The organism is Variovorax robiniae, assembly GCF_037889955.1.
Classification (GTDB): Bacteria; Pseudomonadota; Gammaproteobacteria; order Burkholderiales; family Burkholderiaceae_C; genus Variovorax; species Variovorax robiniae.
The window spans coordinates 1-16132 of the sequence record NZ_JBBKZS010000019.1 but is presented as its reverse complement, the minus strand read 5'-3'; the positions used below and the strand labels follow the sequence as shown (position 1 = coordinate 16132).

Genomic DNA, 16132 nt, shown 5'->3' with positions numbered 1-16132 from the left:
CCTGCAAGTGGCGTGCCGGCTCATGGTACATGCGTGCATGTCCTTTGGCGCGCTGAAACTCATACTTTCGCAAGCAGCCGGGCCACGTGTCGCGCGATCGCCAAACTGCTGGTGAGGCCGGGCGATTCGATGCCGAAAAGGTTGACCAGGCCGGCCACGCCTTGGTCCTCGGGGCCTTGGATCATGAAATCGGCGGGGGGCTGGCCCGGGCCGGAGATCTTGGGGCGCATGCCGGCATAGCCCGGGAGCAAGGCGCCGTCAGGCAGTTCCGGCCAGTAGCGCCGGACTTCCGCGTAGAAGGCATCGCCGCGCGCGGGGTCGACGACGAGGTCGTCCGGAGACTCGACCCACTGCACGTCGGGTCCGAACTTCGCCTGCCCGCCGAGGTCGAGTGTCAGGTGGACGCCGAGTCCGGCGGCTTCGGGCACGGGGTAGATGAGCCGGCTGAAGGGTGCGCGGCCGGCGAGCGTGAAGTAGTTACCCTTGGCGAAATACGGCGTCGGCACGAGGCCCGGGTCCAGGCCTTCGAAGCGCCGCGCGAGCGCCGGGGCCCCGAGACCCGCTGCATTGACCACGCTGCGGCAGCGCAACTGCGTGCCGTCCGCGGCCTGGAGGACGATCGCACCATCGCGGCAATCGGCGCGGTCCACGGGCGACTTGAGCGCCACGACGCCGCCCGCGTTTTCGAGTTCGCCCTGCAAGCTCAACATCAGCGCGTGGCTGTCGACGATGCCCGTGCTCGGGGAATGGAGCGCGGCCAGGCAGTGCAGCTTCGGCTCCATCTCGCGCACGGCATCGGCATCGAGCCATTCGAGATCGTCGACACCATTTGCGGCAGCCTTTGCGCGGATGGCCTCCAGTTCACCGACCTGCGCTCTCGAGGTTGCGACGATGAGCTTGCCGCATCGCTTGAACGGCAGGCCGCGCGCCTGGAGGTATTCGTACAACAGCCACTTCCCCTCGACGCACAGCCGCGCCTTGAGGGAGCCCTTGGGGTAGTAGATGCCGGCGTGGATCACCTCGCTGTTGCGCGAACTGGTGCCGGTGCCGACGGCACCCTCGCTCTCCAGCACGATGACTTCGCGACCCGCCAGCGCCAGTTCACGCGCCACGGCCAAGCCGACCACTCCGGCGCCGATGACGGCGCAATCAAATTCATCCATCGCCCGAGCTTAACCACGCGGGCAAGCGAGGAACTAGACCTTTTGCGGCGCGTCGGGCTCGGAGGGATCGGGTGTGGGTGCGACGGGGCCTTCGTCCGGTTCGACCGGCATGTCGGGCGGGTCCGGCGCGGTGGCTGTGGCCAGGTGAGAGGATGGGACCATGACGCGTCTCCTTCAATGCGCGGTAGTGTGAACCCATTCGGGCGCGCATGGCGAGCAGGCGTAACGAGACGTCGGCCTGGGCCGACATCATGTGCTTGTGCAAGAAGGAATTTGGTGGGCGGTGGAGGCTTCGAACCTCCGACCCCAGCAGTGTGAATGCTGTGCTCTACCCCTGAGCTAACCGCCCTGATCGGAACCTGTGCAACCGCGTGGGTTGTTGGCACCGCCAGATTTGCTCCGCCGTTTGCAGCGGAGCCTCAGATTATGCCACAGAATTTTCAGTGACCTGGCGAAACAGCGTGCGCCCGTTGCTGGCCTTGTCGAGTTGCAGCAACGCGGCCTCGTGCGCGGCGAGTTCCTGCTCGCCCGCCATCAGCACCGGCAAGGTGAACTGGCTCAGGTCGATCGCGACGACCGTGCCGATCTCGGGCTCGTCCTGGCCCACGTCGATCAGCAGCGCATCCTGGCCGCGGGTGAGGTTGATGTAGACGTCGGCGAGCAGTTGCGCGTCCAGCTTCGCGCCGTGGAACGTGCGGTTGGAGCGGTCCACGCCGTAGCGATCGCACAGCGCGTCGAGCGAGTTGCGCTTGCCGGGGTACAACTGCTTGGCCATGGCCAGCGTGTCGGTGACTTCGCTGACGAAGGTGTGCAGGGGCGGCAGGCCGGCCAGCTCGAGTTCCTTGTTGAGGAAGCCGACGTCGAAGGCCGCGTTGTGGATGATCAGCTCGGCGCCGCGCAGGTACTCGACCACGTCCTTCGCGAGCGTGCCGAACTTGGGCTTGTCGCGCAGGAAGTCGGTCGTCAGGCCGTGCACCTTGAGCGCGTCTTCATGGCTCTCGCGCTCGGGGTTGAAGTAGATGTGCAGGTCGTTGCCGGTGAGCTTGCGCGCGTACAGCTCGACGCAGCCGAGTTCGATCACGCGGTCGCCGTTCTCGGCGGACAGGCCGGTGGTTTCGGTGTCGAGGACGATCTGGCGGGTCATGCTGGATCCTTGCCGCGGCGCATCAGTGGTTTTCCTTGGCGTGGTTGATCGAGTACTTCGGAATCTCGATGGTCACGTCCTGCTGCGCGAGGATGGCCTGGCAGCTCAGGCGCGATTGCGGCTCGAGGCCCCAGGCGCGATCGAGCAGGTCTTCTTCGGCTTCGTCGGCTTCGTTGAGCGAGTTGAGGCCCTGTCGCACGATCACGTGGCAGGTGGTGCAGGCGCAGCTCATGTCGCAGGCATGCTCGATGTTGATCTTGTGGTCGAGCAAAGCCTCGCAGATCGAGGTGCCGGTGGGCGCGCTGATTTCGGCGCCCTGCGGACAGTACTCGGCGTGGGGAAGGATCTTGATCGTGGGCATTCGTTTTTTCTAGAGAGACTCGAGCTTGCGGCCCGACAGCGCGCGCGCAATGCCCTGGTTCATGCGCTGCGCGGCAAAGGCTTCGGTGCCGTCGGCGAGGGCCTTGGTGGCGGCTTCGACAACGGCCGCTTCTTCGGCGCCGCGTGCTTCGCGCAGTGCAGTCATCAGCGATTCGATGGCGGCGCGTTCGTCGGCGTCGAGCAGGTCGCCATCGGCGTCGAGTGCGCTTTGCGTGGCGAGCAGCATGCGGTCCGCATCGACGCGGGCCTCGACCAGCGCGCGGGCCTGCATGTCGGCGGCGGCGGTCGTGAAGCTTTCTTGCAGCATCTTCGCGATCTGATCGTCCGACAGGCCATACGACGGCTTGACCGTGACATGCGCTTCCACGCCACTGCCCTGCTCCTTCGCGCCCACGCTGAGCAGGCCATCGGCATCGACGGTGAAGGTCACGCGTATGCGGGCGGCGCCAGCGGCCATCGGCGGGATGCCGCGCAGTTCGAAGCGCGCGAGGCTGCGGCAGTCGGCCACCAGGTCGCGCTCGCCTTGCACCACATGCAGCGCCAGCGCGGTCTGGCCGTCCTGATAGGTGGTGAAGTCCTGCGCCATCGCGGTAGGGATGGTCTGGTTGCGCGGCACGATGCGCTCGACCAGGCCGCCCATCGTCTCGATGCCGAGGGACAGCGGGATCACGTCGAGCAGCAGCAGGTCACCGGAGCCGCCGTTGCCAGCCAACTGGTTCGCCTGGATCGCGGCGCCGAGTGCCACGACTTCGTCCGGATTGAGGTTGGTGAGCGGCTCGCGACCGAAGAAGGTCGCCATCGCGCGGCGGATCTGCGGCATGCGCGTGGCGCCGCCGACCAGCACGACGCCCTTCAAGTCGTCCGGCTTGAGCTTGGCGTCGCGCAGCGTCTTGCGGACGGCGGCCACCGTGCGGTCGGTGAGCGGCTTGGTCGCTTCGTCGAACTGCTCGCGCGTCAGGCGCTGGTTGATGGTCCCGACCGACAAGCCAGCGTGGAAGTTGACCGATTCGGCGCTCGTCAACGCCTCCTTGGCCGCACGCGCTGCGATCAAAAGGGCTGCCTTGTCCGCGGCGGTATCAACCGTCAGGCCAGTCGAGGCAAGCACGTGATCGGCCAGCGCGTGGTCGTAGTCGTCGCCACCCAGCGCGGAGTCGCCGCCCGTGGCAATCACCTCGAACACGCCCTGCGTGAGCCGCAGGATAGAGATGTCGAAGGTGCCACCACCGAGGTCGTAAACCGCGTAGGCGCCTTCGCTGGCGTTGTCCAGGCCATAGGCGATCGCGGCGGCGGTCGGCTCGCTGATGAGGCGCAGCACGTTCAAGCCGGCCAGTTCGGCCGCATCCTTGGTGGCCTGTCGCTGGCCTTCGTCGAAGTAGGCCGGCACGGTGATGACGACGCCGTAGAGGTCGTCGTCGAAGCTGTCCTCGGCGCGATAGCGCAAGGTGGCCAGGATCTCGGCGCTGATCTCCACCGGCGACTTCACGCCGGCGACGGTGTCCAGCTTGACCATGCCGCCCTCGTCCACCAGCGTGTAGGGCATTGCGTGGCGGTTGACGATGTCCGCCATGCCGCGGCCCATCAGGCGCTTGGCGGAGGTGATCGTGTTGCCCGGGTCGTCGGAGCGCGCGGCCAGTGCGTCGAAGCCGATCTGGCGGCGTTCGCGGTCGAGGTAGCGCACGGCCGACGGGAGCAGCACGCGGCCCTCGGCATCAGGAAGGCATTCGGCCACGCCGTTGCGGATCGAGGCCACGAGCGAATGCGTCGTACCCAGGTCGATGCCGACCGCAATGCGGCGTTGATGCGGGTCCGGCGCCTGGCCCGGTTCTGAAATCTGGAGCAGTGCCATCAGGCCTCCCGCCTGCGGGGCAGCAAATGCGTGAAATTGTGGGTGTGGGCGCGGTTCATGTGTCTATTGTCCCCACTGTGCCGACTTGGCATCGATGTCCTCGGCGAAGCGCTCTATGAACATGAGGGCTCTGACCTGCCGGGCCGCTTCGGGATAGTCGCCCTTCTCGTCGATCAGCCAGTCGAGCGAAGACAGCGCGCGCACCCGGCTGGCGTCCACCTCGTCGCGCAACTTGTCGGCGCCGGCTTCGTCGTGGACCTCGTCGAGTTCCTCGCGCCATTCCATCTGCTGCATCAGGAAGTCCGGCGGCATGGCGGTGTTCTTTTCGGCATCGATCGGCGAGCCGTTCAGGGAGCAAAGATAGCTCGCCCGCTTGATGGGGTCCTTCAGCCGCTGGTAGGCCTCGTTGATGCGCACCGACCATTGCATCGCCACGCGCTGCGCGGCGGCGCCCTGGGCGGCGAAGCGATCGGGGTGCGCCTCGCGCTGGAGTTCCTTCCAGCGCGCGTCCAGCCTGGCACGGTCCTGCGCGAACGTGGCAGGCACGTCGAACAGTTGGAAATCGGTGTCGTTGAGGTTCATGGCAATAAAAAACCGCCAGCACATGACATGTTGGCGGCCGTTGGCTCCGAGAGCCGGGACATCAGATCCGGAAGCTCTCTCCGCAGCCGCAACGGTCGCGTTCGTTCGGATTCAGGAACTTGAAACCTTCATTCAACCCTTCGCGCACGAAGTCGAGCTGCGTGCCGTCGATGTACGCCAGGCTCTTCGGATCCACCAGCACCTTCACGCCGCGATCCTCGAAAACGACATCCTCCGGCGCCAGTTCGTCCACGTACTCGAGCTTGTAGGCCAAGCCCGAGCAGCCCGTGGTCTTGACGCCCAGCCGAACCCCCACACCCTTGCCCCGTTTACCGAGATAGCGGGTGACATGGCGCGCGGCTGCTTCAGTGAGCGTTACGGCCATTTCAGTGCGTCGCTTCCGTCGCGGCCACGGCCGCGCCGTGCTTTGCCTTGTAGTCGTTGACGGCTGCCTTGATCGCGTCTTCCGCCAGGATCGAGCAGTGGATCTTCACCGGCGGCAGCGCCAGTTCCTCGGCGATCTGGGCGTTCTTCAGCGCCGCCGCCTCGTCCAGCGTCTTGCCCTTGACCCATTCGGTCACGAGCGAGGACGAGGCGATGGCCGAGCCGCAGCCGTAGGTCTTGAAGCGTGCATCCTCGATCACGCCGGTCTCGGCGTTGACCTTGATCTGCAGCTTCATGACGTCGCCGCAAGCCGGCGCGCCGACCATGCCGGTGCCTACCGTGTCGTCACCCTTTTCGAAGGAGCCGACGTTGCGCGGGTTTTCATAGTGGTCGATGACCTTGGATGAATATGCCATGGGGTTACCTCTTTGCGTCTTGTTCGGTCAGTTTCAGTCTCAGTGGGCAGCCCACTGGATCGTGCTGATGTCGATGCCGTCCTGGAACATTTCCCACAAGGGGCTGAGTTCGCGCAGCTTCGCCACGTTGTGCTTGATGGTGGAGATCGCGTAGTCGATCTCTTCCTCGGTCGTGAAGCGGCCGATGGTCATGCGCAGGCTGCTGTGGGCCAGCTCGTCGCTGCGGCCGAGGGCGCGCAACACGTAGCTGGGCTCCAGGCTCGCCGAAGTGCAGGCCGAGCCCGACGACACCGCCAGGCCCTTGATGCCCATGATCAGCGACTCGCCTTCGACATAGTTGAAGCTCATGTTCAGGTTGTGCGGCACGCGGTGTTCCAGGTCGCCATTGATGAACACCTGTTCCACGTCCTTCAGGCCGTCCAGCAGGCGCTTTTGCAGCTTGGCCGCCTTGGCGATGTCCTCGTCCATCTCAAGCTTGGCAAGGCGGAAGGCCTCGCCCATGCCGACGATCTGGTGCGTGGGCAGCGTGCCCGAACGCATGCCGCGCTCATGGCCGCCACCGTGCATCTGCGCTTCCAGTCGCACGCGCGGCTTGCGGCGCACGTACAGCGCGCCGATGCCCTTGGGGCCGTAGGTCTTGTGCGAGGCCAGGCTCATCAGGTCGATCGGCAGCTTGGCCATGTCGATGTGGACCTTGCCGGTGGCCTGCGCGGCGTCGACGTGAAAGATCACGCCCTTTTCGCGGCAGGCATTGCCCAGCGCGACCAGGTCCTGGATGACGCCGATCTCGTTGTTCACGAACATGACGCTGGCCAGAATCGTGTCGGGGCGGATCGCCGCCTTGAACTTGTCCAGATCGAGCAGGCCGTTGTCCTCGACGTCGAGATAAGTCACTTCAAAGCCCTGGCGCTCCAACTCGCGCATGGTGTCAAGCACGGCCTTGTGCTCGGTCTTCACCGTGATCAGGTGCTTGCCCTTGCCCTTGTAGAAGTGCGCCGCGCCCTTGAGCGCGAGGTTATTGGACTCGGTGGCGCCGGAGGTCCAGACGATCTCGCGCGGGTCGGCGCCGATCAGGTCGGCGACTTCGCCGCGGGCCTTCTCGACCGCTTCCTCGGCTTCCCAGCCCCAGGCGTGGCTGCGGGATGCGGGGTTGCCGAAATGTTCGCGCAGCCAGGGGATCATCGCGTCGACGACGCGCGGGTCCACCGGCGTGGTGGCGCCGTAGTCAAGGTAGATCGGGAAATGGGGCGTAGCGTCCATGGCTGGCTTGGGCTGGCGAAGGATGGAAGAGGGGTGAATTCGAGGATGCCGGCACCCGCGGGCGCCGGCCGGATCATCAGGATTTGGCGAAGACGTTGCCGAGGGCGAACACCGAATTCGGTGCGTTGACGCGGATCGGCTTGACCACCGGCTGCGGCGAGATCGCGCGCTTCACGACCGGCTTGTTCTCGACCTGCACGCCCTTGGCGAGTTGGTCGTCGACCAGCTTCTGCAGCGTGACAGAGTCCAGGAACTCGACCATGCGCTGGTTCAGCGAGGCCCACAGCTCGTGCGTCATGCAGCGGCCGGCTTCGCCGAGGCAGTTTTCCTTGCCGCCGCACTGGGTCGCGTCGATGGGTTCGTCGACCGACACGATGATGTCGGCGACCGTGATCTCGGAGGCCTTGCGGCCCAGCGAGTAGCCGCCGCCGGGGCCACGCGTGGATTCCACGAGTTCATGGCGACGCAGCTTGCCGAAGAGCTGTTCCAGGTAGGACAGCGAAATCTGTTGGCGCTGGCTGATCGCAGCCAGCGTGACCGGACCGGTGTTCTGGCGCAAGGCCAGGTCGATCATCGCGGTGACCGCAAAACGGCCTTTGGTTGTGAGGCGCATCGCAAGCTCCTTGTGTGCTTACCGTTGAATGGACACCGTGCGGGTAGGCTCGGCCACATCGTCTCCGCCCTGCCCGACTCGAAACCATTGGTGTTGCCATCTGGTTGGAGCCGGCCCTTCATCTGGAGTTCGTTGTTGTTGACTATTTCTGTCAACTATACCAGAAAGCCCTCCGGCTCGCTCGGGTAAACCCCGATTCGCCGGTGTGACGGTTCTTCAGGCGCGCGAATCGCCTGGCGTCAGCACAGCGATGTTGTCGCTGCCGCGGGCGCCGAAAGCTTGTTCGCGCAACAGCGCCAACTGGTCGCGCACGCGGGCAGCCTTCTCGAATTCGAGGTTGCGGGCGTGCTCCAGCATGAGCTTTTCCAGCCGCTTGATCTCGCGCGAAACGTCCTTCTCGCTCATGTCCTCGACCTTGGCGCGCTGCAGCTCGAGCTTCTCGGCTTCCTTGCCGCTCTTCTCGCTGTAGACGCCGTCGATCAGGTCGCGCACCTGCTTGACGATGCTGCGCGGCGTGATGCCGTTGGCCTCGTTGTGGGCGATCTGCCGGGCGCGGCGGCGCTCGGTCTCGTCGATGGCCTTCTTCATCGAGTCGGTCATCTTGTCGGCGTAGAGGATCGCCTTGCCGTTCAGGTTGCGGGCAGCCCGGCCGATGGTCTGGATCAGCGAGCGCTCGGCGCGCAGGAAGCCTTCCTTGTCGGCATCGAGGATGGCCACCAGCGAGACCTCCGGGATGTCCAGGCCTTCCCGCAGCAGGTTGATGCCGACCAGCACGTCGAAGCTGCCCAGGCGCAGGTCGCGCAGGATTTCAACGCGTTCCACCGTGTCGATGTCGCTGTGCAGATAGCGCACCTTGACGCCGTTGTCGCTCAGGTAGTCGGTGAGCTGTTCGGCCATGCGCTTGGTCAGCGTGGTGATCAGCACGCGTTCGTTCTTCTCGACGCGCAGGCGGATCTCGCCGAGCACGTCGTCGACCTGGTGCGTGGCGGGGCGGACTTCGACCTCCGGGTCGATCAGGCCGGTGGGGCGCACCAGTTGCTCGACGACGTTGCCAGCATGGTCCTTCTCGTACTGCGCGGGCGTGGCCGAGACGAAGATCGCCTGCCGCATGCGCGTTTCGAATTCGTCGAACTTGAGCGGCCGGTTGTCCAGCGCCGACGGCAGGCGGAAGCCGTACTCGACCAGCGTGGTCTTGCGCGCGCGGTCGCCGTTGTACATGCCGCCGAGCTGGCCGATCATCTGGTGGCTCTCGTCGAGGAACATCAGCGCGTCCTTCGGCAGGTAATCAGTCAGCGTCGCGGGCGGATCGCCGGGCGCCGCGCCCGAGAGATGGCGCGAATAGTTCTCGATGCCCTTGCAGTGGCCGATCTCGGCGAGCATTTCCAGGTCGAAACGCGTGCGCTGCTCCAGGCGCTGCGCCTCGACCAGCTTGCCGGCGCCGACCAGTTCCTTGAGCCGGCCGGCCAGCTCGATCTTGATCGTCTCGACCGCGGTCATGACCTTGTCGCGCGGCGTCACGTAGTGGCTCGACGGATAGACCGTGAAGCGCGGGATCTTCTGGCGAATGCGGCCGGTGAGCGGGTCGAACAGTTGCAGCGTCTCGATCTCGTCGTCGAAGAGCTCGATGCGGATGGCGAGCTCGCTGTGCTCGGCCGGGAAGATGTCGATGGTGTCGCCGCGAACGCGAAAGGTGCCGCGCGCAAAGTCCTGCTCGTTGCGCGTGTACTGCATGCGGATCAGCCGCCCGATCACGTCGCGCTGGCCGATCTTGTCGCCCACCCGCATGATGAAACGCATCTGCGTGTAGTCCTCCGGCGTGCCGATGCCGTAGATGGCGCTCACCGTGGCCACGATCACCGTGTCGCGCCGCTCCAGCACGCTTTTCGTGGCCGACAGGCGCATCTGCTCGATGTGCTCGTTGATCGACGAGTCCTTCTCGATGAACAGGTCGCGCTGTGGGACGTAGGCTTCGGGCTGGTAGTAGTCGTAGTAGCTGACGAAGTACTCGATCGCGTTGTGCGGGAAGAACTCGCGGAACTCGCTGTAGAGCTGCGCGGCCAGCGTCTTGTTGGGCGCGAACACGATCGCCGGGCGGCCCAGCCGGGCGATCACGTTGGCCATGGTGAATGTCTTGCCCGAGCCGGTGACGCCGAGCAGCGTCTGGAACACCTCGCCGTCCTGCACGCCCGTCACCAGGCCTTCGATGGCGGTGGGCTGGTCGCCCGCCGGCGGATAGGGCTGGAACAGCTCGAAAGGCGACCCTGGAAACCTGACGAACTCGCCCGCTTTCACGGGGCCGACAGGCTCGGCATGTTGCTGTTCGGGGATGACTTCGGAGATTTCAGGCATGGGGTTCGGGAGAAATGCGGTCCGGTCGGTAAAATTCAAGCGAACTCGCTAGGCTAACCGAGTACGCCGCCCTCGTGCAGGCGTGCGGGCCGCGAGCATCTGCGCAAACCTGGGCGACACCGGGTTGCATCGAATTTCATCCGAAGGACTTTTCTCCATGTCACTGTTCACCGCCGTCGAAATGGCGCCGCGCGACCCGATCCTGGGCCTCAACGAGCAATTCGCCGCCGACAGCAATCCCAACAAGGTCAACCTGGGCGTCGGCGTCTATTACGACGACAACGGCAAGCTTCCCCTGCTCAACTGCGTGAAAGACGCGGAAGCCGACATGATGAAGGCGCCGACGGCGCGCGGCTACCTGCCGATCGACGGCATCGTGGCCTATGACAACGCGGTCAAGGGCCTGGTCTTCGGCGCGGACAGCGAGCCGGTCAAATCTGGCCGCGTGGCCACCATCCAGGCCATCGGCGGCACCGGCGGCCTCAAGGTCGGCGCCGACTTCCTGAAGAAGCTGAGCCCCAACGCCACCGTGTTGATCAGCGATCCGAGCTGGGAAAACCACCGCGCGCTGTTCACCAACGCCGGCTTCCCGGTCGAGAGCTACCCCTACTACGACGCGGCCACGCGCGGCATCAACTTCGACGGCATGCTGGCCGCGCTGAACGCTGCTGCCCCGGGCACCATCGTCGTACTGCACGCCTGCTGCCACAACCCGACCGGCTACGACATCACCGCTGCACAGTGGGACCAGGTGATCGCCGCGGCGAAGGCCCGCAACCTCACGCCTTTCCTCGACATGGCCTACCAGGGCTTTGGCAACGGCATTGCCGAGGACGGCGCGGTGATCGGCAAGTTCGTCGAGGCCGGCCTGACCTTCTTCGTGTCGACCTCCTTCTCCAAGAGCTTCAGCCTGTACGGCGAGCGCGTCGGCGCCCTGTCGGTGCTGTGCGAGAACAAGGAAGAAGCGGCGCGCGTGCTGTCGCAACTCAAGATCGCGATCCGCACCAACTACAGCAACCCGCCGATCCACGGCGGCGCCGTGGTCGCTGCCGTGCTGAACGACCCGGCCCGCCGCGCGGTCTGGGAGGCTGAACTGGCCGAAATGCGCGTGCGCATCAAGGCGATGCGCCAGAAGTTCGTCGATGGACTCAAGGCTGCCGGCGTGAAGCAGGACATGAGCTTCATCACGACGCAGATCGGCATGTTCAGCTACTCCGGCCTCAGCAAGGACCAGATGGTGCGCCTGCGCAATGAATTCGGCGTCTATGGCACGGACACCGGCCGCATGTGCGTGGCGGCGCTGAACAGCAAGAACATCGAATATGTGTGCAGATGTGTCGCGCAGGTGATCTAAACAGTCACATTTTGTAGGTTCCACCCTACACGCATCGTGGCGCGCGCTGATACATTGCACTGCAACATTTACATAACAGGGTGCCCATGATGCTCTACCAGCTTTACGAAGCTCAACGCTCCTTGATGGAGCCGTTTTCGGACTTCGCGCAAGCCGCCTCCAAGCTCTATGCGCCGGGCGCCGTCTGGGGCCAGCTCCCGATGGCGCAGCGCATGGCGGCCGGCTATGACCTGCTCTATCGACTGGGCAAGGACTACGAAAAGCCGGAGTTCAACATCAAGAGCGTGATGGTCGAGGGCGACGAGGTCGTGATCCAGGAGGTCATCGAGCTCGACAAGCCCTTCTGCCAGTTGCGCCGCTTCAAGCGCTTCACCGACGACCCGCACACCTTGCACACGTTGAAGGCACAGCCGGTGGTGCTGGTGGTGGCGCCGCTCTCGGGCCACTACTCGACCCTGTTGCGCGACACCGTGCGCACCCTGTTGCAGGGCCACAAGGTCTACATCACGGATTGGAAGAACGCGCGCACCGTGCCCTTGTCGGAAGGCGAGTTCCACCTGGACGACTACGTCAACTACGTGCAGGAGTTCATCCGTCGGCTGCAGTCCGAGTACGGCAACTGCCACGTGGTCAGCGTGTGCCAGCCGACGGTGCCCGTGCTGGCGGCCGTCTCGCTGATGGCGAGCCGTGGTGAACAGACGCCGCTCACGATGACCATGATGGGCGGCCCGATCGACGCGCGCAAATCGCCAACCGCGGTCAACAACCTCGCGACGAACAAGAGCTTCGAATGGTTCGAGAACAACGTGATTTACCGCGTGCCGCAGGGCTTCCCTGGCGAAGGCCGGCGCGTGTATCCGGGCTTCCTGCAGCACACCGGATTCGTCGCGATGAACCCGGACCGCCATGCCAGCAGCCACTATGACTACTTCAAGGACCTGATCAAGGGCGACGATGCGAGCGCCGAGGCGCACCGCAAGTTCTACGACGAGTACAACGCCGTGCTGGACATGGATGCGGACTACTACCTCGAGACCATCCGCACGGTGTTCCAGGAGTTCGGCCTGGTCAACGGCACCTGGGACGTGAAGAACCCGCAAGGCGAGATCGAGCGCGTGCGGCCGCAGGACATCCGCAAGACCGCGCTGCTGACCGTGGAAGGCGAACTGGACGACATCTCCGGCTCGGGCCAGACCAAGGCGGCGCATGCGCTCTGCACCGGCGTTCCGGCGGCGCACCAGGAGCACTACGAAGTCAAGGGCGCGGGCCACTACGGCATCTTCAGCGGTCGCCGCTGGCGCGACCTCGTGTATCCGAAGGCCGCGGCGTTCATTGCGGCGCACGATGAGCCGCAGAAGCGTGCGGGTTCGACGACGCGCATCACTGCCGAAGACACCATCCGTGCGCCGAAGAAGCGCGTGGCGCAAGCGGCCGCGAAGTCTGTGCGCAAGGCGGCAGCGCCCGCGAAGGCAGTGCGCAAGGCCGCGGCGGCACCTGCGAAGACGCGGCGCGCCGCGCGCTGATTCTTCCGTCCCTCGGGTTGACATGACGCCGCTGGCAGTGCGCATCCACGCCGCACTGCCGCAGACGCAGTGCACGCGTTGCGGCTACCCCGATTGCGCGGGCTATGCCGAGGCGGTCGCCAGTGGCGAGGCCGGCATCCACCAATGCCCGCCGGGCGGCGCCGAAGGCATCGAACGGCTGGCCGCCATCACGGGGAAACCGCCGCGCCCGCTTGGGGTGGAGTTCGGCGTCGAGGGGCCACGGCGCATGGCGGTGATCGACGAGGCCTGGTGCATCGGCTGCACGCTGTGCCTGGACGCCTGCCCGACCGATGCCATCCTCGGCATGCACAAGCGCATGCACACTGTCATCGAGCCGCATTGCACAGGCTGCGAGTTGTGCATTCCGGTGTGCCCGGTGGACTGCATCTCGCTCGAGGACGTGACGCCGGGGCGCAGCGGCTGGCAGGCCTGGTCGCAACGCCAGGCCGATGAGGCGCTGAAGCGCTATTCGCTCCACGCCACGCATCGCCCGGCGCGTGGGCCGCAAGATCTGACTGAACCTGCCGAAGTGCCTGTGCCTCCCGTAGACCGCAAGCGCGCCATCGTCGAAGCGGCCCTGGCACGTGCGCGTGCCGCCGCCGCACGCACCACCACGAAAAAGCCATGACCACCGACACTCTGCTGCTCTTCATCCTCACCTCCTTGCTGCTCGCGGTCACGCCAGGGCCAACCATGCTGCTGGCGCTGTCGAACGGCATCTCGGGCGGCATGCGGCGCGCGGGCTGGGGCATCGCGGGGGCTTCGATGGGCAGCATCACGGTGATTTCCGCGGTTGCCTTGGGGCTGGGCTCGCTGATGGCGGCGTCGGAATTGCTGTTCAACGCGCTGCGGGTGGCCGGGGTGCTCTACCTCGTGTGGCTCGGCGTGAAGATGTGGCGCACGCCGCCGCCGGACGTGCAGGCAGCGCTGGCCGAGCAGGGCGAGTCGCCACAAGGCGGGCGCGCCCTGCTGCGCAGCCTGGCGGTAGCCTTGTCGAACCCGAAGGCAGTGCTGTTCTTCGCGGCCTTCCTGCCGCAGTTCATCGATACCGCTCAGCCGCAGGCGCACCAGTACATGGTGCTCGGCGCGATCTTCGTGGCGCTCGACACCTGCGTGATGTTGGCCTATGCGGCCGCCGGCACGCAGGCTGTGCGCTGGCTGTCGAAGCGCAGCCTGCAACGGCTCAATCGCGGCTGTGCAGCGGGGATGTGGGCATTGGCTGCGATGCTTGCCTTCTGGCGCCGGCCAAGCGTCTGAGCGTTCAAGCCCGAGGCTTCCACAGCAGCAAGAGCACGCCCGACAGCACCACCGTGACGGCGCCCCACTCGTAAGGTGTGACCGTCTCGCCCGCGATCAGCACGCCCAGCAGCATCGCGATGACCGGATTGACGAAGGTATAGCTTGAGGCCAGCGCTGCCGGCGCACGGGCCAGCAGGACCATGTAGGCGTTGAACGCGATCAGCGAGCCGAACACCACGAGGTAGAGCCAGGCCGCGACTGCGAGCGGCTGTGGCGGCCAGGCGAAGGATTCGCCATGCAAGGCCGACAGCAACATCAGCACGACGCCGCCGCAGATCATTTCGCTCGCAAAGCCCATGGCGCCATCTGCAAGTGGCAAGGTTCGCTGGCTCAGCACGCTGCCGACGGACCAGCAAATGCAAGCCGTGGCGATGGCCAACAGGCCGGACGGCGAGGCCTGGAACCCGTTGCCCTGGGTTAGCAACAGTACGCCGGCCAGTCCCAACGCGATCCCGACGGCTTCGAGCTTGCGAGGGACCACGCCCCAGAACAGGTTGAGCAGCGCGATCATGAGCGGGACGACGGCAATGAAGGCCACGACCAGCCCGGAGCCCACCGAGACTTCGGCGAATGCCGTTCCGCCCATGCCGCCACCAAGCATGAGGCCGCCGATGACCAGTGCGTTGCGCCACTGCAGGCGCGTCGGCCAGGCCACACCACGCCAGCGCATCCACGCGGCGAGCAAGGCACCTGCAACCAGGAAGCGCGTGCCCATCTGCAGGAAGGGCGCAAAGCTCAGCAGCGCGTACTTGATCGCGAGGTAGGTCGAGCCCCAGACCAGCCAGGTGGCGGCGAGGCACAGCAACAGCAGGGGCGGCAGGCCGGCGCGTGCGGCCGTGGGCCCCAACTTGTCGACGGGCGAGAGTGAGTTCAAGGCGGGCATCCGATTCGATCCAATGCGAGGAGGATATGCCTCCAATGCTATGAAGGTCGAGCACACGAAACCATGTGCCATTGACGGTGTTTCAGCCAGAATGCCGTGGATTCAAAGGAGATTCATGGATACGACCTTGAACCCCACATTGGATGCCTACGACACCCGCATCCTGGCCGAACTCCAGGCCGATGCACGCCTGACCATGGCCGAACTCGGCCGCCGCGTGCACCTGAGCCAGCCCGCCGTGACGGAGCGCGTGCGCAAGCTCGAAGCCTGCGGCGTGATCAGCGGCTATCGCGCGACGGTGGATCTGTCGAAGCTGGGCTATGGCATCCGCGCGATCATTCGCGTCGGGCGTGCGGAGTACGCACGCGTCGTCAAGCTGGTGCAGCAGACGCCCGAATGCATCAATGCCTACAACGTCACCGGCGACGACAGTTGGGTACTGGAGATCGCTGTGATCGACGTGGCGCACCTCGATGCGGTGGTCACGAAGTTCTGCCTGCTGACGGAGACGGCGACTTCGATCATCCTGAACCCGGCGCGGGAGCACCAGGCGATGCTGCCGCCGCAACGTTCGGATGTGAAGCCGCCGATTCGGAAGGTGACGAACGCCTGAGATTTCGCTCTCCCCCAGGTCGCTGCGCACTTCGTGCGCGACTCTCACCCCCTCACCGGGGCAACACCGACGGCCGGGCGAAGCCGGTTCCGTGGTGTTCCACGAAGGGGTTTAGCCCGCTGGGGCTGATTGCAACGCGCTGAACGCTGCAACCACTTCCGCCGGCGCCTGGACGAGTTCGATCAACACGCCCTCTCCCGCAATCGGGAATTCCTCATTCGCCTTCGGATGCAGGAAGCAGATGTCGAATCCCGCCGCGCCCTTGCGGATGCCGCCCGGTGCAAAGCGCACGCCCTTGGCA

At 65.5% G+C, this 16132-nt stretch carries 17 protein-coding genes, 1 tRNA gene and 1 pseudogene; 5 read left to right on the top strand and 14 right to left on the bottom strand.

Going from position 1 to position 16132, the window contains the following annotated elements; genetic code table 11:
• Positions 1-59 precede the first annotated feature (59 nt).
• The 12 genes from WKW79_RS29175 to uvrB all read right to left on the bottom strand — a co-directional run bounded on the left by WKW79_RS29175 (position 60) and on the right by uvrB (position 10138).
• On the bottom strand, positions 60-1163 hold the full coding sequence (locus WKW79_RS29175) for an NAD(P)/FAD-dependent oxidoreductase (protein WP_340338734.1): 1104 nt from the start codon (positions 1161-1163) through the stop codon (positions 60-62).
• 33 nt (positions 1164-1196) lie between these two features.
• Positions 1197-1325, bottom strand: a complete 129-nt coding sequence (locus WKW79_RS29170) for a stereocilin (protein WP_340338733.1) — start codon at positions 1323-1325, stop codon at positions 1197-1199.
• A 112-nt stretch (positions 1326-1437) separates the two neighbouring features.
• A tRNA-Val gene (locus WKW79_RS29165) sits at positions 1438-1512 on the bottom strand.
• 75 nt (positions 1513-1587) lie between these two features.
• A complete protein-coding gene (gene dnaQ / locus WKW79_RS29160) occupies positions 1588-2307 on the bottom strand; it encodes a DNA polymerase III subunit epsilon (protein ID WP_340338732.1) in 720 nt (239 codons plus the stop codon).
• A gap of 22 nt (positions 2308-2329) precedes the next feature.
• The gene (gene fdx / locus WKW79_RS29155; RefSeq protein ID WP_340338731.1) at positions 2330-2668 is read right to left on the bottom strand and encodes an ISC system 2Fe-2S type ferredoxin; all 339 of its coding nucleotides are present in this window, start codon (positions 2666-2668) and stop codon (positions 2330-2332) included.
• A 9-nt stretch (positions 2669-2677) separates the two neighbouring features.
• Complete coding sequence (gene hscA, locus WKW79_RS29150) at positions 2678-4534, bottom strand: Fe-S protein assembly chaperone HscA (protein ID WP_340338730.1); 1857 nt, start codon at positions 4532-4534, stop codon at positions 2678-2680.
• A gap of 63 nt (positions 4535-4597) precedes the next feature.
• The gene (gene hscB, locus WKW79_RS29145) at positions 4598-5116 is read right to left on the bottom strand and encodes a Fe-S protein assembly co-chaperone HscB (protein ID WP_340338729.1); all 519 of its coding nucleotides are present in this window, start codon (positions 5114-5116) and stop codon (positions 4598-4600) included.
• A 61-nt stretch (positions 5117-5177) separates the two neighbouring features.
• Positions 5178-5501 (bottom strand): iron-sulfur cluster assembly protein IscA, encoded by a 324-nt coding sequence (gene iscA, locus WKW79_RS29140; RefSeq protein ID WP_218511567.1) that lies wholly within the window; start codon positions 5499-5501, stop codon positions 5178-5180.
• 1 nt (position 5502) lies between these two features.
• Entirely contained in the window at positions 5503-5916 is a 414-nt protein-coding gene (iscU, locus tag WKW79_RS29135) for a Fe-S cluster assembly scaffold IscU (RefSeq protein ID WP_340338728.1), read from the bottom strand.
• Positions 5917-5955: 39 nt separating this feature from the next.
• The gene (locus WKW79_RS29130; protein WP_340338727.1) at positions 5956-7176 is read right to left on the bottom strand and encodes an IscS subfamily cysteine desulfurase; all 1221 of its coding nucleotides are present in this window, start codon (positions 7174-7176) and stop codon (positions 5956-5958) included.
• Positions 7177-7252: 76 nt separating this feature from the next.
• Positions 7253-7789 (bottom strand): Fe-S cluster assembly transcriptional regulator IscR, encoded by a 537-nt coding sequence (gene iscR, locus WKW79_RS29125; protein WP_213953907.1) that lies wholly within the window; start codon positions 7787-7789, stop codon positions 7253-7255.
• Between the two features lie 216 nt (positions 7790-8005).
• Complete coding sequence (gene uvrB / locus WKW79_RS29120; RefSeq protein WP_340338726.1) at positions 8006-10138, bottom strand: excinuclease ABC subunit UvrB; 2133 nt, start codon at positions 10136-10138, stop codon at positions 8006-8008.
• A gap of 157 nt (positions 10139-10295) precedes the next feature.
• Between uvrB and WKW79_RS29115 the strand changes: the two genes are divergently transcribed.
• The 4 genes from WKW79_RS29115 to WKW79_RS29100 all read left to right on the top strand — a co-directional run bounded on the left by WKW79_RS29115 (position 10296) and on the right by WKW79_RS29100 (position 14293).
• Entirely contained in the window at positions 10296-11492 is a 1197-nt protein-coding gene (locus WKW79_RS29115; protein WP_340338725.1) for an amino acid aminotransferase, read from the top strand.
• A gap of 89 nt (positions 11493-11581) precedes the next feature.
• On the top strand, positions 11582-13015 hold the full coding sequence (locus tag WKW79_RS29110; protein ID WP_340338816.1) for a polyhydroxyalkanoate depolymerase: 1434 nt from the start codon (positions 11582-11584) through the stop codon (positions 13013-13015).
• A 22-nt stretch (positions 13016-13037) separates the two neighbouring features.
• A complete protein-coding gene (locus tag WKW79_RS29105; protein ID WP_340338724.1) occupies positions 13038-13664 on the top strand; it encodes an RnfABCDGE type electron transport complex subunit B in 627 nt (208 codons plus the stop codon).
• Positions 13661-14293, top strand: coding sequence for a LysE family translocator (locus WKW79_RS29100; RefSeq protein ID WP_340338723.1), 633 nt, complete (start codon positions 13661-13663; stop codon positions 14291-14293). Before WKW79_RS29105 ends, WKW79_RS29100 begins: the two co-directional genes overlap by 4 nt.
• Positions 14294-14297: 4 nt before the next feature.
• On the opposite strand, the gene yedA is transcribed toward WKW79_RS29100, so the two are convergent.
• Entirely contained in the window at positions 14298-15218 is a 921-nt protein-coding gene (gene yedA / locus WKW79_RS29095; protein WP_340338722.1) for a drug/metabolite exporter YedA, read from the bottom strand.
• A 115-nt stretch (positions 15219-15333) separates the two neighbouring features.
• Here yedA and WKW79_RS29090 point away from each other — a divergent pair, with 115 nt between their 5' ends.
• Positions 15334-15831, top strand: coding sequence for an Lrp/AsnC family transcriptional regulator (locus WKW79_RS29090; RefSeq protein WP_340338721.1), 498 nt, complete (start codon positions 15334-15336; stop codon positions 15829-15831).
• Positions 15832-15942: 111 nt separating this feature from the next.
• Here WKW79_RS29090 and WKW79_RS29085 read toward each other — a convergent pair.
• Positions 15943-16132 (bottom strand): annotated as a pseudogene (locus WKW79_RS29085) (VOC family protein); the annotation flags it as partial.